Origin of the sequence: Alitibacter langaaensis DSM 22999, assembly GCF_003096995.1 — a bacterium.
GTDB lineage: Bacteria > Pseudomonadota > Gammaproteobacteria > Enterobacterales > Pasteurellaceae > Exercitatus > Exercitatus langaaensis.
In genome coordinates this window covers 99,675-117,022 of sequence record NZ_QENU01000001.1, presented here as the reverse complement: position 1 = coordinate 117,022, position 17,348 = coordinate 99,675, and the positions used below count along the sequence as shown (strand labels likewise).

Below are 17,348 nucleotides of genomic sequence, written 5' to 3'. Positions count from 1 at the left end.
ATGACTACAAGCCCAAAAACGGAAAGCGAATTACTTCATAGAGCCAAATCCATTGCGGGTTTAACCCTTGGTGAGCTTGCCGCTGAATTAAATATCATTGTGCCGCCCAACTTAAAACGCGATAAAGGTTGGGTTGGGCAGTTATTAGAAATCGCGCTAGGTGCCAAAGCAGGGAGCAAACCCGAGCAGGATTTTGCTCATCTTGGCATTGAGCTCAAAACCATTCCCATTAATGCCAACGGTTATCCATTGGAAACCACCTTTGTGAGCCTTGCGCCATTAATCCAAAATTCTGGCGTTGACTGGGAAAACTCTCACGTTAAACATAAACTGTCGCGTGTGTTGTGGATCCCTGTGCAAGGCGAACGGCATATTCCCTTGGCTGAACGCTTTATTGGTGCACCGATTTTATGGCAGCCTAGCCCCGAACAAGAACAACGTTTACGGCGTGATTGGGAAGAACTGATGGATTATATCGTGCTTGGCAAACTTAATCAGATTAATGCGAAACTTGGAGAAGTTTTGCAACTCCGCCCTAAAGGTGCGAACAGTCGTTCGCGAGCCAAAGGGGTCAATGCGCAAGGCGAAATTATCGACACCCAGCCGCTAGGATTCTATTTGCGCAAAGAATTTACCGCGCAAATTTTACAAAATTTCTTTTTATAGAATATTTTTACCGATGTTTTATAAATTTCTTATGCAAACGATTGCTTTTTTTGCTTAAATCGCTATGATCTCGCCAATTTTTTCTATTCAAGCATGCTTATAACAAAATGATCTCCAAGCTATCTCCTTACTTTCATTCAAAAAGCCATTCACGTTTAATCAAACGTGGCTATGCCCAAACCGCAGATTTATTTAAACAATAGGACTAACCCATGAATCATTTACTTTACAACGTAGAAGATAAACCACCATTCGGCTTAAGTTTATTACTTGCTGCTCAACATTTGCTTGCTGCATTAGGCGGCATTATTGCGGTGCCATTAGTGATCGGTAATGTGCTTAAACTGCCCACTGCGGATACCATCACCTTGGTCAACGCCGCGCTTTTAGTATCGGGCATTGTTACCGTAATTCAATGTCGTGGTTTAGGCCCTATTGGCATTCGTTTACCTAGCGTCATGGGAACAAGTTTTACCTTTGTGGCAGCGGCACTCGCCATCGGTTTTAGTGATGAGGGCGTGTCGGGTATTCTTGGCGCCTCTCTCGCGGGTTCTTTCGTGATGATTATCGGCGGCTTTTTTATGCCTTATATCCGTAAACTCTTCCCGCCTATCGTCACAGGCTCTGTGGTGATGATGATCGGCTTAAGCCTTATTCCCGTTGCGGTGGATTGGTTTGCAGGCGGTCAGCGTGGTGATGCTAATTATGCCACGCCTGAAAACCTAACGATGGCAAGTTTTGTGCTTGTTATTGTGGTTGTGTTGGTGCAATGGGGCAAGGGCATTTTCTCTGCTGCGGCAATCGTGATCGGAATGATGACAGGCTATATCGTGGCATTAGCTTTAGGTTGGGTTGATTTCACAGGCGTGAAAAATGCACAAGCCTTTGCCATTCCCCAACCCTTACACTTCGGCTTATCTTTCCCTATTTCAGGGATCATCGGTATGTCCATCGCCTATTTGGTAACGATTGTGGAAAGCAGCGGCAACTTTTTAGCGTTAGGCAATGCAACGCAAACAGAAATCACAGGAAAACATTTACGAGGTGGCGTACTGGCAGATGGCTTAGGTTCTGCTTTCGCTGCCATCATGTCCACCACGCCCTTTTCTTCATTCTCACAAAACATTGGCGTGATTTCTTTAACTGGCGTAGCGAGCCGTTATGTTGTGGCATTGACAGGGGGGTTATTGGCATTGGCAGGGTTATTCCCTGTTTTCGGCGCCTTAATTGTTTCCATTCCATTGCCAGTTCTAGGCGGAGCAGGATTGATGATGTTTGCGATGATTATCGCCGCAGGGATTCAAATGTTGGATAACGTGGAACGCAGCCGCCGTAATGGATTAATCATCGCGATTTCAATTGGCTGTGGCTTAGCCGTTACCACCCGCCCAGAATTACTCGATAAATTACCGCACTTTTTCAAAGAAGTGCTCGGCTCGGGCATTACCGTAGGATCTTTGCTCGCTTTAATCTTAAATCTCATCTTGCCTTACGATAAGCCAAGCGAGAAATCCGAATAGGGAAACTACAAGTGCGGTCGATTTTCACCGCACTTTTTGCTATACTCCGCCCGTTTTTAATTTTAGCAAAAGGAAAAAATCATGGATCAAATGCCAAATTGCCCTAAATGTGGCGGCGAATATGTCTATCACGATAGTATCAACTTTGTTTGCCCTGATTGCGCCTATGAATGGTCTGGGGAAGAAGTGGCAGAAGAAACGCCAGAAAAAGTGTGGAAAGACAGCAATGGCAATCTGCTACAAGATGGCGATGATGTGATTTTAATTAAAGATCTGAAAGTGAAAGGCTCTTCGATTGTGTTGAAAAAAGGCACTAAGGCGAAAGGCATTCGTCTTGTTGATGGCGACCATGATGTGGACTGCAAAATTGATGGGCAGCCATTCTCACTCAAATCTGAGTTCTTGAAAAAGGCATAATTAAACTTTCCAAATAATCAAAGTGCGGTCAAAAAACTTTCTATTTTTTGACTGCACTTTTTTCATTCTTGCTAAGCAACGTCAACAGGCTTAACGATTTCACTTGGATAACAGCCTAACACTTTAAGAAATTCGCTGTATTCTTTCAATTCTTCTAAGGCTTCTTGTGTCGCTGGGTGATGAATATTAGCTTCGATTTCTAAATAAAACATTTCTTGCCAAGGCTTGCCATAAATCGGGCGAGATTCCAATTTGGTCATTTTAATTTGGTGCTTTTTGAATACAAACAAAGCATCAACCAATGCTCCAGCCTGCTGGCTTGTAGTCATCAACAGCAAGGTTTTTGCCGTGATTTGTGGCGATACCGTTAAAGGTTTGCGTGCAATAACGATAAAACGTGTAATATTATTTGCTTGGTTCGCAATGTCTGTTTTTAATACTTTCAAGCCATACAAATTGCCACCGTCTTCATTTCCCAACGCTGCAATGTTCGGTTTATTTAAACTGGAAACCAATTCCATGGCGTGCGAACTGCTCTCACAATATTCAATATGCACACGATCTAAGTCACGGATAAATTGGCTACATTGTTGAATGACTTGTGGATGGCTGTAAAGCGTGTCAATTTTGCTTAAATCATCTTGATCGCTCACGAGAACGCAATGTTTTATTGGATAGGCTAATTCGCCCACCAAAGATAGATCCGTATGTTGCAACAAATCATAAACTTCGTTGATTGAACCCGATGTCGTATTTTCTAACGGTAATACGCCTAAATCGGCTTCGCCTGAACTCACTTTTTCAAAGATTTGTTCAAAAGACGCACAGCTTAATTCAATACATTGCTTTTGATAACGATTAGCATAGCTGCGTGCGGCTAAATTAGAATAAGAGCCGCGTTTGCCAAGAAAAGCGATATGCACTTGGTTTTCGCGCTCATCGTTCAATTTCTTCTGTAAATAAGCTTGCTGTGTTAATACGGAATCTTCAATAATGCGCTGGAAAATTTGCGTAACATACTGTGCATCAAGCTGATAATTTTCACTTTCCGCGAATTTAACTAGCTCTTGCAATAATTGTTGTTCTCGCACTTCATCACGCAGTGCTTTTTGAGTAATCTCTTTGCTACGTACTACATCAAAGGCTAAACGATGACGCTCTGACAGTAATTTCAACAAACTACGGTCAATACGCGTAATTTGCTGACGAATTTCGCTTAAATCTAATGTCATGAGAATTCCTTAGGAAAAAATAAGTGCGGTCATTTTAGCAGATATTTCAAAATTTGTGATGTAAAAAACCGAGCGCATTGGCTCGGTTTTCGTGGGTTATTTATAAACGATTTCCCCTTTCGGTTCAAATTTGCTTGCATCAACATGCGAATTTTTCTCGAAAAACTCTTTGAGCACATCAGCATCAATAAAGCCTGTATCAACATAAGTTGGGTTGTTTTTGATTACTGGATAACCGTCGCCACCTGAAGCGCTGTAATTCGGCACAGAAATTCGATATTTTTTGTCCGCACTTAACGCTTCTCCATGAATTTTAATGTCGGAAACAGTTTTATTTTTAAAATCAATTGTCATACTAATTCCTGCGCTAAATTGCGGATAGCCGCCTGAATCAGTCTCTTTTAATGCGACAACGTTTAAATAATCTTGCAATTCTTTACCATTGAGATCCACATAGCTCACGGCGTTACCAAATGGCAGAACAGTCAATACATCACGATAGGTTACCACACCATTTTCGATAGATGTGCGCACCACGCCAGAATTAATAATCCCCACATCAGCATTGGCTTTAGCGCGTTGTGTTTCAGCGATTAAACGTCCCAAATTCGTTTGTTTGAAACGAACAACCTGACGATCGCCCTCCAATTTGCCATGAGTTTCCCCCACTTTCACATTGAGTAATTTATCGCCTTCGTTTTTATAATGTTGTAGTTTGTTGAGTAAAGTCTGATCTTGTGGAATTTCCTCAGCATAATAGCGATATTCTGTTTTGCCATCTGCCGTTTTGACTTTTTCTTTTAAGTTCACAGGGATCAGTTGGTAATTCACTAAACGCGTTTTACCATTTTTAAACTCAAAATCTGCACGTCCGACAAATTTGCCCCATTCTCCTGTTTGCATAATCCAAGTGCCGTTTTGGAAATCAGGACGACAAGGTTGTGTCGGTTTGTAATCTTTAATCCACACACCTTTTTCATCTACGCACACGGTATCATGGCTATGCCCACCAACAATCATATCAAAAGCCTGTTTATCTAATTGGCGCGCCATAGTGACATCGCCAGGGGCGTTAGAGCCAAATTTGCCGTCATAATAATAACCCATATGTGTCAACGCAATTTTCACATCGGGCTTTTCCGTTTCTTGCAATTTTGCTAATAACTTGCGTGCCGTGTCGATTGGGTTGTCAAAACGCACTAATCCCATATATTCGGGGTTGCCCAATTTTGCGGTATCTTCCGTTGTTAATCCCACAACAGCCACTTTCAACCCTTGCTTATCTAAGATGACATAAGGCTTCACCAATGGTTTGCCTGTTTTAGCGTTATATACGTTTGCCGCTAAAAAAGGGAATTTTGCCCATTTTTCTTGCATATCCAAAAGTTGCAAAGGATTATCGAATTCGTGATTACCAAGCGCCATCGCCTCATAACCTATTTCATTCATTCCTTCAATATCAGGACGAGCATTTTGTGTATCAGATTCTGGCGTGCCAGTATTGACATCACCCGCATTAAGCAAAATCACAGAGCCACCTTGGCTTTCCACTTCTTTTTTAATGCGGTCAATTAATGTTTTCTGTGCGGCAAATCCATATTCACCTTTGTCATTGGCGAAGAAATGTCCATGCAAATCATTGGTATGCAATACGGTGAAGTGATAGGTTTTGTCTTGCTCATAGGCATTCGCTGCCGTTGCAAACAAAGCGAGTGAAAGTGCGGTCAATTTTAACTGAGTTTTCATAAATGTTCCTTCGTTCCTTATTATAGTACCATGCGTAAAATACGTTCTACAGCGGCAAGATCAATATCTTTGCGCTCACCAATAAATGGTGGACGATGCTCTGCCAATTTTTTCAATACCAAAGGGAATTGGCTATCATCAATGCCCAATGCTGAAAAATTTGTTTTTAACCCCATTTGCTCAAAAAACTCACGTATTTTTTCAATAGCAAATTCCGCGGCGCGATGTATATCACCTTGATAATGAAATACTCTTAACGCCATTTGAGTTAGTTTTTCTCGTTTTGCTTCCAATTGATGGGTAAACAATGCGGGGACGATAATCGCTAAAGTTTGCGCATGATCCATACCATACACCGCAGTTAATTCATGACCAATCGCATGGGATGACCAGTCACCTGGCACACCAACGCTCAGAATATCATTTAGCCCTTGTGTTGCTGCCCACATAACATTGGCTCGCGCGTCATAATCAGTAGGATGTTCAAGCAATTTGGGACCATCTTCTAATAATGTTGATAGCACGCCTTCTGCAAAACTGTCTTGAATTTTGCCATTCACTGGATAAGTGGCATATTGCTCTAACGTATGCACAAAAGCATCGACCACGCCATTGGCAGTTTGTTTCGCTGGGAGTGAATAAGTTGTGGTGGGATCCAGCACTGCAAACTGTGGGCGAAGCCATTCGGAATAAAGTGAGAGCTTATCTTGTGTCGCCCTGCGACTCACAACCGCACGATGATTCATTTCTGAACCCGTAGCAGGCAATGTCATCACGCAACCAACGGGAAGTGCGGTCGAAATTGGCACTTTTTTATAAGGAATATCCCAAGGATCGCCATTAAATGGCACGGCGGCTGCAATAAATTTGCTACCGTCTAATACTGAACCACCACCAACAGCAAGAATAAAATCAAGTTTTTCCTCACGGGCAAGAGTGACCGCTTTCATCAATGTTTCATATTCAGGATTGGCTTCGATACCACCAAATTCAATATAAAAATGATCTTTTAATGCGCTTTGAACTTGCTCAAAAATGCCATTTTTCTTAATGCTACCACCGCCATAAGTCAGCAGAATGCGAGCCGTTTTGGGAATTTCATCAGCAATTGAAGCAATTTGTCCTTTTCCAAATAAGGCTTTAGTGGGTAAACGGAAAGTAAAATTAGAAATCATCATATTCTCCTGAAAACTTGGATAAAAAAAGCCATACTTTTCAGTATAGCTTTTTTCTTTTTAATCCATTAGATCAAAACTTGAGATGCTGCCACATAACCCTGCGGAACTTCTTCCTTGTCTTCGAAAGTTGCGAATTCCCACGCATCTTGATTATCTAATAATGCACGAAGTAATTTGTTGTTCAGACCATGGCCTGATTTATATGCGCTAAAATCACCAATCATATTGAAACCGCACATATACAAATCACCGATAGAATCTAGCATTTTATGACGAACAAGTTCATCTTTAAAACGTAAACCATCTTCATTGAGTACACGATAATTATCCAACACGATTGCATTGTCTAAACTACCACCTAATGCTAAACCTTGCGATTGAAGATATTCAATATCTTTCATAAATGCAAAGGTACGTGCACGGCTAATTTGTTGTACGAATTTTTGCGCTGAGAAATCCAGAGTGTATTTACTCAATGATTTCGGAATAGCAGGATGGTTAAAATCAATGACAAAGTTTAAACGGAAACCGTTATAAGGCTTGATTTCTGCCCATTTATCACCGTCTTCAACGCGCACTGTTTTTTTCACGCGAATAAATTTTTTCGCAGCATTTTGTTCTTCAATACCTGCATCTAATAGCAAATAGACGAATGGACTTGCGCTACCATCCATAATGGGAATTTCAGGTGCATCAACTTCGATAATAACGTTATCGATACCTAAACCAGCTAATGCTGCATTTAAATGCTCAACAGTTGAAATACGCACACCTTCATCATTCACAAGTGCAGTACAAAGCATTGTGTCGCGTACAGCTTTCGCATCAGCTGGGAATGATACAGGTGGGTTCAAGTCAGTACGACGATAAACTACACCAGTATTTGCTGCTGCAGGACGTAAATTTAAAGTGACTTTATTGCCGCTGTGTAAACCAACGCCAGTTACTTTAATACTCTGTTTTAATGTTCTTTGTTTAATCATTCTATTTCTCTTACATAACCATTCAGATTATGAATGATGATTATTTATTATATTGACGTAGAAAGTCAGGTTTAAATAAATCACTGCTACTACCACTTAACGATGTAGGGCGTGCTGGTTGTTGAGGCTCTGCTTGTGCAGGTGCAGCTTGTTGTACACCAGCTTGCTGAACTGGTTGAGTTGGCACGCGATTAACTGGTGACAATGGCGCTAATTCTTCATTTGCACCAATGCCCGTAGCCACTAATGTTACACGAATTTCACCTTGCATTTCTGGGTTCAAACTGGTACCAACAACTACTGTTGCTTCTTCTGATGCAAAAGATTTAATCGTATTACCGATAATTTCATATTCATCTAAACTTAAATCTAAACCAGATAAAATATTAACGATAACGCCTCGAGCACCACTTAAATCCACATCTTCTAATAATGGGCTAGCAACGGCTTCATTTGCCGCTTTTTCTGCACGACCGTCATCTGTATCGCCTTGCGCAATACCAGTTCCCATCATTGCACGTCCCATTTCAGACATTACTGTACGCACATCGGCAAAGTCCACATTGATCATGCCAGGGGTGGTAATCATATCTGAAATACCCGTTACAGCATTGCGTAATACATTATTTACCGCTGCAAATGCATCAATTAATGATGCACCTTTTGGTAAAACTTTCTTCAGTTTATCATTTGGGATCACAATTAATGAATCAACATATTGTGATAACGCTTTAATCCCTTGCTCTGCAAAAGACATACGTTTTTTACCTTCAAATGAGAAAGGTTTAGTTACGACAGCAACGGTGAGAATATTTAATTCTTTTGCAACTTGTGCAACAATTGGCGCAGCCCCTGTACCTGTGCCGCCGCCCATACCTGTTGCAATAAAGACCATGTTTGCGCCTTCTAACATTGAACGAATGGCATCACGATCTTCTTCCGCTGCTTTTTGCCCTACATTAGGATTTGCACCTGCACCTAAACCACGTGTCACTTCTGCGCCGATTTGTAAAGTTTGTTGCACTTTACTTTTACGCAATGCTTGAGCATCCGTATTCACTGCGTAGAAAATGATTTCGCCGTGTTCATCATTTGCTAATGAATCAATGCCGACTAATTCAGCACCTTGTTGTTGCATTTGGTCAACCATATAGTTGACAGCATTACCGCCGCCGCCGCCAACGCCAACTACTTTAATCAGCGTGCGACCAACTTCATCATCAAAATCATATTGTACAGGTTCAAACATTTATATTCTCCATTGATGTTAGCTGACCTAACACTAAATTATTCTTAAATTCTTTCTATTGTAGATGAAAAATCAAAAATTATCAAAATTCTGACCGCACTTTATTAGCAATTTTTTTAACTTTGCCCAAAATTTTACCCCAAGTGCCTTCTCCATTGGCTATTTGTGTTAATAATGGTGTATTTTCTTCTTCATTATGGTAGCTATATTGTAATAAACCTAATACTGTTGCATATTGTGGTTTATTCACATAATCCGTTAACCCATTAATATTCAACGGATTGCCAACTCGCACGTGAGATTCAAAGATTTCTGTTGCACATTTCGCAATATCTTCCATTTGTGCACCGCCGCCAGTTAATACCACTCCCGCAATTAAATCATTTTTAATTCCTTTTGCGGTTAACTCATTGCGTAAGTTCACCAGTTCATGTTGAACAACGCGTAACAGATCACCATAACATTTTGATGTCACTTCCATAATTTGTTTTTTAGTGAAAGTACGTGGTGACGTTCCGCCTAAGCCTGCTACTTCGACCTTTTTCTTCGCAAAATGTTCCGCAAATTCTTCGCTAGGATTGACCGCACTTCCGTATTTAATCTTGATACTTTCTGCCTCAGTTCGAGATGTTGTCAAGCTTTGTGCAACATAATCAGTAATATCATTACCACCATAAGGCACGACTTTGCTGTAACGTAATGCGCCATTTGTGTACACCATGATATCCATTGAGCCACCGCCAAAATCAATCATACACACACCAAGATCTTTTTCATCTTCGGTTAATACAGAATAGGTTGATGCCAAGCCAGAAAATACCACTTGATCCACTTTTAAACCGCAGCTTTCAACTGCTTTTTGTAAATTATTTAGCCACGATTGATGGCAACCGATTAAATGTGCTTGCGCTTTTAAGCGGACACCTTGCAAACCAAGAGGGCTTTTAATATTTTGTTGTTTATCTACGGCAAATTCTTGTGGAATCACATGTAATAAATTCAAACCTTCTGGCAGTTTTACAGAACTTGCCGTGTGCATAGCGGAATCAATTTCATCTTGTGTAACTTCACCACTGGCAATAGGCACAAAGCCACTTTCGTTAATGCTATGGATATGTTCACCTGTAATTGCGAGAGTGACCGACACAATTTGACAGTCGGCAACAGATTCTGCATTTTCAATAGCACGTTGAATTGAATTCACCACAGCGGCAAGATCAGTAATATTGCCTTTATCAATCCCTTTGGAAGGGCTGCTGCCAAAGCCCATCACATTTACCACACCATCAGGCAATACTTCACCGACAACCGCCACAACCTTAGAAGTACCCACTTCTAAGCCAACAATCGTTTTTGATTCCACCATTTTTGCCATTTTGTTTATCACCGTTAATTTAATTATTCTTATTTATCTGTAAAAGCAACTGAACCACCCACTTTATAGCGTAGATCCACATAGGCTATACGCTTATTCTCTGGGATTTCAATCTGTGGGTAAATAGTGACAAAATGATCAATTTTTGTTTCCCATTCACCGCGTCCTAATTTTAATAAAATATCGTTATCTAAGGTAATTTCCCACGAACCACGATCATCAATTGACACTGATTTTAGCGTCAAATTCTTATTTTTTAGCTCATTAAAAATCTTATACCACGCATCTAAGACCTCGGCACTTTTATAGTCGGGACCAAATAAACGAGGCATATTGGTTTCTTTTAATTTTTCTATCGGCAATTTAAAGACGACACCGTCACTCGATAAAAACTGGTCGCCATTCCAATAAGCGATGGGCTGATATTCTGAAACCAAAATACTTAGACGATCAGGCCAAATTTTACGCACCACAGCCCCTTTAATCCAAGGCAAAGACTGAATCTGCTCGCGCACTACATCCACATCTTGCCCGAAGAAACCTTTGAGCTCGCCCATTTTTACAATCATATCTCGCACATCGGCATTGGTGGTATAAGTGGGTGAGCCAAGCAAGGCAAAGGCGCTAATTGGCTTATCATCCAACTTTTCTAACCACGATTGCCAATTCACATAGGTAAAATAAAGCAAGCCCACGCATAATAACACAAGTAATGGCTTAATTTGTATTAAGCTCTTTGCGTTAAAATCTGGCAACTTCGCTTTTTTCTGTGAATGATTGCGTTTAATTACCGCCATTAAACACTTAACTCCAAGATTTTTTCAACTAATTGCTCGAAAGAATAACCTACCGTTGCTGCCGATTTAGGGAACAGGCTATGGCTCGTCATACCTGGGGTAGTATTTACTTCCACTAAACGGAAATTGCCTTGGCTGTCTGTCATCACATCAATGCGGCTCCACCCACGACACCCCACGACTTCATAGGCGGTTTTCACTAATTTTTTTAGTTCTTCCCAACGTTCAGCGCTCATTGGCATTGGGCAGAGATATTGCGTATTATCAGAAATATATTTGGCGTTGTAATCATAAAATTCGCCATCTGGAATAATTTGTATCGCTGGCAATACTTCGCCGCCTAGCACAGGCACGGTGAGTTCATCGCCAGCTAACCATTCTTCAATTAATACCGTATCATCATGCTCTAAGGCTAATTCTACTGCACGTTGCAGCTCTTCCGTTTTATTCACTTTAGTTAAACCAACACTAGACCCTTCGCGCGATGGTTTCACCATTAGCGGCAAGCCTAAACGCGCAACCACGGCTTGGGGATCTAAATCAAGTGCGGTCGTTTTTGTCACAATTTCCATATCCGCAATCGGCAAACCAAAGCCTTTCCACAACATTTTAGTACGCATTTTGTCCATCGTTAGTGCAGATGTCATCACCCCACAACCCGTGTACGGCAAGCCAATTTGTTCTAATACGCCTTGCACCACGCCATCTTCGCCACCCCGCCCATGCAGAATGTTAAAAGCGCGGTCAAATCCGTCTAATTTTAAGTTCGCCACTGGGGTTTCTTTGGGATCAATCGGGTGTACGTCATAGCCTTGTTTACGCAAAGCCTCTAAGACCGCAGCCCCTGAATTTAAAGAGATTTCTCGTTCGGCTGAGCTGCCACCTAATAACACGGCAATTTTTTGTTGTTTTAAGGGTTTCATTATTTTTGTTCTTCTCTATCTAGGCGTATGCATTACGCCAATATTTATGCCAACACATATTCAAAATACGTGTTCAATTTCTATTCTTTTGTCCACAACTCCACAAGATTGCGCGATAAACGGCTCACGTTGCCAGCACCTTGGGCTAAAACCAAATCGCCATCTTGCAACACTTGATCCATAATTTCAGGCAACTGGGTATGATCTGCGACAAAAATAGGATCAACTTTGCCTAATGCGCGAATTGAACGTGCTAAAGAGCGACTACCTGCGCCAACAATCGGCGTTTCACCTGCGGCATACACGTCTAATAAAATCAGCACATCTACTTGTGATAGCACCTGTACAAAATCATCAAACAAATCACGAGTGCGTGAATAGCGGTGCGGTTGGAACACCATCACCACACGCTTGTTTTCCCAGCCAGAACGTGCGGCTTGAATGGTTACGCCCACTTCCGTTGGATGATGTCCATAATCATCGACTAGCATCACTTTGCCATTCGGACGGATAAACTCGCCTAACTGATCGAAGCGGCGACCTGCTCCTTGGAAATCCGCAAGTGCGGTCAAAATTGGCGCATTTTCGATGCCTTCTTCTTTCGCCACCGCTAAAGCTGCTGTGGCATTCAATGCATTGTGTTTACCAGGCACATTTAATAGCACATTAATCCGTTCGCCCGTTGGGGTTATCACATCATAATGCCCTTGAAAACCAGTTTGTTCATAATTTTCAATACGATAATCAGCCTGTTCGCTAAAACCATAGGTAATCACTTGACGCCCAACTTGTGGCACAAGCTCCATTAACACGGGATCGTCTGCACACATAACCGCCAAACCATAGAATGGCAAGTTATGCAAGAAATTCACATAAGTGCGCTTCATTTCATCAAAATCACCGTGATAAGTATCCATATGGTCAGGTTCCATATTGGTTACCACAGATACCATCGGTTGCAAATGCAAAAACGATGCATCACTTTCATCAGCTTCCGCAATAAAATAACGGCTTGCGCCCAAATAGGCGTTCGTTCCAGCAGATTTGACTAAACCACCATTCACAAAAGTCGGATCTAAGCCTGCTTGAGTATAAATCATAGAAATCATTGCCGTTGTCGTGGTTTTGCCGTGAGTTCCTGCGATGGCGATGCCATGACGGAAACGCATTAATTCTGCTAGCATTTGCGCACGTTGAATCACCGGGATTCGTTTTTCATGAGCAGCGACCACTTCGACATTATCCGCTTTAATCGCACTGGAAAGCACAGCAACACTGGCATTCTCAACATTTTCAGCTGAATGCCCAATAAAAATTTGCGCACCAAGCGAACGCAATCGTTCCGTTACCGCATTTTCAGCAATATCAGAACCCGTAACTACATATCCTTCGTTTAATAATACTTCTGCAATTCCGCTCATGCCTGCGCCACCAATGCCGACAAAGTGAATTTGCTTAATTCGGCGCATACTTGGCACAGTTTCTCGGATTTTTTCACGTTTCTCTTTCATTTTATTCTCGAATAACCTATTAATGGGTTAAAGTTTAGCTACTAAGACAATCACTTGGCTTATCGAATGCCAGCAAAGTACAGTCAAAGTGCGGTCAAAATTTTCAATATTTATTTCGCATTTTCCATAATCACTTCTGCGACACGTTGCGCAGACAGTGGCGCGGACATCGCTTTTGCTTTCACCGCCATTTGTAATAATTTTTCGCGATCCAAATCAGCCACTAAGTTTACCAAAATTTCGGGGGTAAGTTCAGACTGTTCAATAATTTTTGCAGCCCCTGCATCAGCAAGATAAGTAGCGTTTAAATATTGCTGACGATCTTTATGTTGGAACGGCACAAAAATAGCCGGTGTGCCTACCGCCGCGAGTTCGCAGACTGTTAAGGCGCCAGAACGGCAAATAACTAAATCTGCCCATGCATAAGCCTGAGCCATGTCATCAATAAATTCCGTAATTTTGACCGCACTTTCAGCCTCTACATTCATGCCAAGATCACGATAAAGTGTGCTAACACTTTCCACCGAACCCGCACCAACTTGATGACAGACTTCCAATTTGTCTAATAATTTCGCCACCATTTTAGGAACATTTTGGTTTAATACACGCGCCCCTTGGCTGCCCCCGACGATCAAAATACGCAATTTACCTGAGCGTTCAGCAAAGCGTTGTTCTGGTGCGGGAATCTGAAATAAATCAGCACGCACAGGATTGCCGACCACTTCTGCATCAGCAAACGCCGTTGGAAATGCTTGTAAAGTCCGCTTGGCAATTTTTGATAACCAAACATTGGTTAACCCAGCAACGGCATTTTGTTCATGTAAAATCACAGGCACACCGCATAATTTAGCGGCAATACCGCCTGGCCCAGACACATATCCGCCCATACCCAGCACGGCGTTAGGCTGATATTGCTGAATAATTTTCTTCGCTTGCAAAACGGCGCGAAAAATAGCAAAAGGTGCTTTTAGCAACGCGACAATGCCTTTGCCACGCAAGCCCGAAATTTGAATAAAATTAATTTTGATGCCGTGTTTAGGCACTAATTGCGCTTCCATACGATCTGCCGTGCCCAACCATTGGATTTCCCAACCTTGTTTCTGTAAGTATTGAGATACGGCAATAGCAGGGAACACGTGCCCACCAGTGCCGCCTGCCATTACTAATAATTTTTTACTCATTGATTACTCTTATTTTTCTTTCATTAATCATCACGCAAACGCGCTTGTCCGCCTCGGCTTAAGCGATTTTCATGGTCAATTCGCAATAAGACGGCAATACTAATGGTCATAATCACCAAGCTAGAGCCACCATAGCTCACTAAGGGGAATGTCAACCCTTTGGTCGGTAATAAACCTAACGCCATACCCAAATTGACGAATCCTTGGAAAATAATCCAAAAACTAATGCCAAAGGCGAAGAATCCTTTAAAGCGTTGTTTTAATAGCAAACTTTCACGTCCAATTTTCATCGCACGCAACACCAATGCGCCCAGCAAGAACACCATGATAAGAATGCCTAAAAAGCCAAACTCTTCGCCAATCACCGCCATAACAAAGTCTGTATGCGCTTCGGGTAAATATTCTAGTTTTTGAATAGAGTTGCCTAAGCCCTCGCCTGTAAATTCACCTCGCCCAAACGCCATTAACGAGTTAGAAAGCTGGAAACCTGTGCCATAAGGGTCTTTGAACGGATCCATAAAGCCGGTGATACGCTTCAGTCGATATGCAGAGTTCAAAACCAACACCACAAATAAGAAAGCGCCAACACAAACCAATCCGAAGAATTGCATAATGTGCGCACCAGTTAAGAATAATAAGCCAAAGGTGATTACAAATAATACAATAGTACTCCCTAAATCGGGTTGTACAATTAAAAGGACTCCTAAAACTCCCATAACCGTAAGCGGCTTAAATGCACTCAATTTTTTTGAGCGCACTTCATCATAATGGCGTGTAAAATAGCCTGATAAGAAACAAATTAAGGCAAATTTTGCAAATTCTGCGGGCTGAAAATTAAAAAGCACCATAGGAATCCAACGACGAGCACCATTGATCGATTTTCCAATGCCAGGAAGCCAAATTAAAGCTAGAAATAGTAAGGCTAACCCAAATACCCATCTATGATGTTTTTCCCATTTTTCCATTGGAATTTTGAGAAAAAAGTACAGCACAATGAAAGATAAAACCACATACACAGCATCACGCGTGGCAAAATAGAACGGATCATTATATAAACGAGTGCCTACGGGAATAGATGCCGATGTAACCATAATAAAACCAATAAACAATAAAATGACGTATAGCCAAAAGAGCCAACGGTCATAAAGTAAATTGGTTGGCGTGACAGTTGTCCATCGACTCCAACTTTGTTTAAATTCCTCGAGAAACTGCATTATTTATCCTAATTTAGCTAAACGCGTAAATTCTTCACCGCGCTTTTCAAACGATGTAAACTGATCAAGACTTGCACAAGCTGGCGACAATAGCACCATATCGCCTGATTTCAACTGCGGGCGCAATGCACTCATTGCTTGTTCCATTGTTTCAAACAGTTGGCTTTGACTAGATAATTTTGCCAATGCTGCGCCATCTTGCCCAAAGCAATAACAAAAAATTTCAGGTTTATTGATCAGCGATGCAAGCTCTGTAAAATCAGCGCCTTTTCCATCGCCGCCTAATAACAAATGTAAACGCCCCTCTAATTGCAACCCTGTTAATGCAGCTACCGTACTTCCCACGTTAGTTGCTTTGCTGTCGTTTACCCAGCGCACGCCATTGGCGATATGCACCACTTGAAAGCGATGATCTAAGCCACCAAAGCCTTTAAGTGCGGTCTGAATGGCAGGCGTTTTTACACCCACCGCCTGCGCTAAGGCAATAGACGCCAAGGCATTCATATAATTATGGCGCCCTGAAAGCAATAGCGCATCGCAAGGCAAAATCATTTCTTGTTTTGCCATTAAATACTGTTTACCGTTCTCTGTTTTCAGCCAGTAATCCGCATTATGCTCAGCAAAACTCAATTGCGTTTCCGCACTTTGCTTGCCATCTTCTGTTGTCAACGCATCTTCTGCATTCACAATAGCTGTTTTGGCATTCAAATAAATTCTCAATTTAGCTTGGCGGTAATCTTCTAAATCTACATAACGATTCATGTGATCTTCCGTCACATTTAACACAGTCGCTACTGCGGCTTTTAAACTGTAAGTGGTTTCTAATTGAAAACTAGAAAGCTCAAGCACATATAAATCATAATCATCATTTAATAAAGATAAGGCAGGAATACCAATATTTCCGCCCATACCAACGCGCAAACCTTGTGCTTTCGCCATTTCTGCAGTCAGCGTGGTGACCGTGCTTTTGCCGTTTGAGCCAGTAATCGCAACCACAGGTTTGCCTTGTTCATTTGCTTCGCGAACAAAGAGCTCAATATCCCCTACAACTTCAACGCCATGAGAAAGTGCGGTCTGAATTTCAGAAGTTTTTACGGCTAATCCCGGGCTGATAACAATCATATCTGCAGCGTTCAACCATTCTTGGTTTAAATTGCCAGTATGCAATGGAATATTTTTATCTAAATGCTCTGCACCTGCGGGGTTTGCCCTTGTATCAATGACTTTTACATTTGCTTGTTTTTTAACAAGAAAATCAACAACAGATAAGCCCGTTTTGCCCAAGCCAATAACAACGATATTTTTATTTTTGTAATCTGCCATTTTAAACCTTCAGATATGATAAAAGGCTTTGGG

General features: G+C 41.6%; 15 protein-coding genes. 3 read left to right on the top strand and 12 right to left on the bottom strand.

Annotated features, from left to right (window positions below):
- From mutH to C8D76_RS00570, 3 genes are all read left to right on the top strand, one after another.
- Entirely contained in the window at positions 1-666 is a 666-nt protein-coding gene (mutH, locus tag C8D76_RS00580; protein ID WP_116630897.1) for a DNA mismatch repair endonuclease MutH, read from the top strand.
- A 212-nt stretch (positions 667-878) separates the two neighbouring features.
- On the top strand, positions 879-2,186 hold the full coding sequence (locus C8D76_RS00575; RefSeq protein ID WP_116630896.1) for a nucleobase:cation symporter-2 family protein: 1,308 nt from the start codon (positions 879-881) through the stop codon (positions 2,184-2,186).
- An 81-nt stretch (positions 2,187-2,267) separates the two neighbouring features.
- Positions 2,268-2,603, top strand: coding sequence for a zinc ribbon domain-containing protein YjdM (locus C8D76_RS00570; RefSeq protein ID WP_116630895.1), 336 nt, complete (start codon positions 2,268-2,270; stop codon positions 2,601-2,603).
- Positions 2,604-2,674: 71 nt separating this feature from the next.
- On the opposite strand, the gene C8D76_RS00565 is transcribed toward C8D76_RS00570, so the two are convergent.
- The 12 genes from C8D76_RS00565 to murD all read right to left on the bottom strand — a co-directional run bounded on the left by C8D76_RS00565 (position 2,675) and on the right by murD (position 17,315).
- The gene (locus tag C8D76_RS00565) at positions 2,675-3,835 is read right to left on the bottom strand and encodes a chorismate mutase (protein WP_116630894.1); all 1,161 of its coding nucleotides are present in this window, start codon (positions 3,833-3,835) and stop codon (positions 2,675-2,677) included.
- A 96-nt stretch (positions 3,836-3,931) separates the two neighbouring features.
- Positions 3,932-5,581 carry a bifunctional UDP-sugar hydrolase/5'-nucleotidase UshA gene (gene ushA / locus C8D76_RS00560; RefSeq protein WP_116630893.1) on the bottom strand — a complete coding sequence of 550 codons (1,650 nt, stop codon included), beginning with the start codon at positions 5,579-5,581 and terminating at the stop codon, positions 3,932-3,934.
- 20 nt (positions 5,582-5,601) lie between these two features.
- Positions 5,602-6,753 carry an iron-containing alcohol dehydrogenase gene (locus C8D76_RS00555; protein WP_116631092.1) on the bottom strand — a complete coding sequence of 384 codons (1,152 nt, stop codon included), beginning with the start codon at positions 6,751-6,753 and terminating at the stop codon, positions 5,602-5,604.
- A gap of 71 nt (positions 6,754-6,824) precedes the next feature.
- Positions 6,825-7,742: a UDP-3-O-acyl-N-acetylglucosamine deacetylase gene (lpxC, locus tag C8D76_RS00550; protein WP_116630892.1), complete on the bottom strand. Its 918-nt coding sequence runs from the start codon at positions 7,740-7,742 to the stop codon at positions 6,825-6,827.
- Positions 7,743-7,782: 40 nt separating this feature from the next.
- Positions 7,783-8,991, bottom strand: a complete 1,209-nt coding sequence (ftsZ, locus tag C8D76_RS00545; RefSeq protein ID WP_116630891.1) for a cell division protein FtsZ — start codon at positions 8,989-8,991, stop codon at positions 7,783-7,785.
- An 82-nt stretch (positions 8,992-9,073) separates the two neighbouring features.
- Positions 9,074-10,366 (bottom strand): cell division protein FtsA, encoded by a 1,293-nt coding sequence (ftsA, locus tag C8D76_RS00540; protein WP_116630890.1) that lies wholly within the window; start codon positions 10,364-10,366, stop codon positions 9,074-9,076.
- Positions 10,367-10,395: 29 nt separating this feature from the next.
- Complete coding sequence (locus tag C8D76_RS00535; RefSeq protein WP_116630889.1) at positions 10,396-11,163, bottom strand: cell division protein FtsQ/DivIB; 768 nt, start codon at positions 11,161-11,163, stop codon at positions 10,396-10,398.
- A complete protein-coding gene (locus C8D76_RS00530; RefSeq protein ID WP_165814328.1) occupies positions 11,163-12,089 on the bottom strand; it encodes a D-alanine--D-alanine ligase in 927 nt (308 codons plus the stop codon). Before C8D76_RS00530 ends, C8D76_RS00535 begins: the two co-directional genes overlap by 1 nt.
- A 77-nt stretch (positions 12,090-12,166) precedes the next feature.
- A complete protein-coding gene (gene murC, locus C8D76_RS00525; protein ID WP_116630887.1) occupies positions 12,167-13,597 on the bottom strand; it encodes a UDP-N-acetylmuramate--L-alanine ligase in 1,431 nt (476 codons plus the stop codon).
- 110 nt (positions 13,598-13,707) lie between these two features.
- Positions 13,708-14,778 carry an undecaprenyldiphospho-muramoylpentapeptide beta-N-acetylglucosaminyltransferase gene (murG, locus tag C8D76_RS00520; protein ID WP_116630886.1) on the bottom strand — a complete coding sequence of 357 codons (1,071 nt, stop codon included), beginning with the start codon at positions 14,776-14,778 and terminating at the stop codon, positions 13,708-13,710.
- 23 nt (positions 14,779-14,801) lie between these two features.
- Entirely contained in the window at positions 14,802-15,992 is a 1,191-nt protein-coding gene (ftsW, locus tag C8D76_RS00515) for a putative lipid II flippase FtsW (RefSeq protein ID WP_116630885.1), read from the bottom strand.
- Positions 15,993-15,995: 3 nt separating this feature from the next.
- Positions 15,996-17,315: a UDP-N-acetylmuramoyl-L-alanine--D-glutamate ligase gene (gene murD, locus C8D76_RS00510; RefSeq protein WP_116630884.1), complete on the bottom strand. Its 1,320-nt coding sequence runs from the start codon at positions 17,313-17,315 to the stop codon at positions 15,996-15,998.
- Positions 17,316-17,348 lie beyond the last annotated feature (33 nt).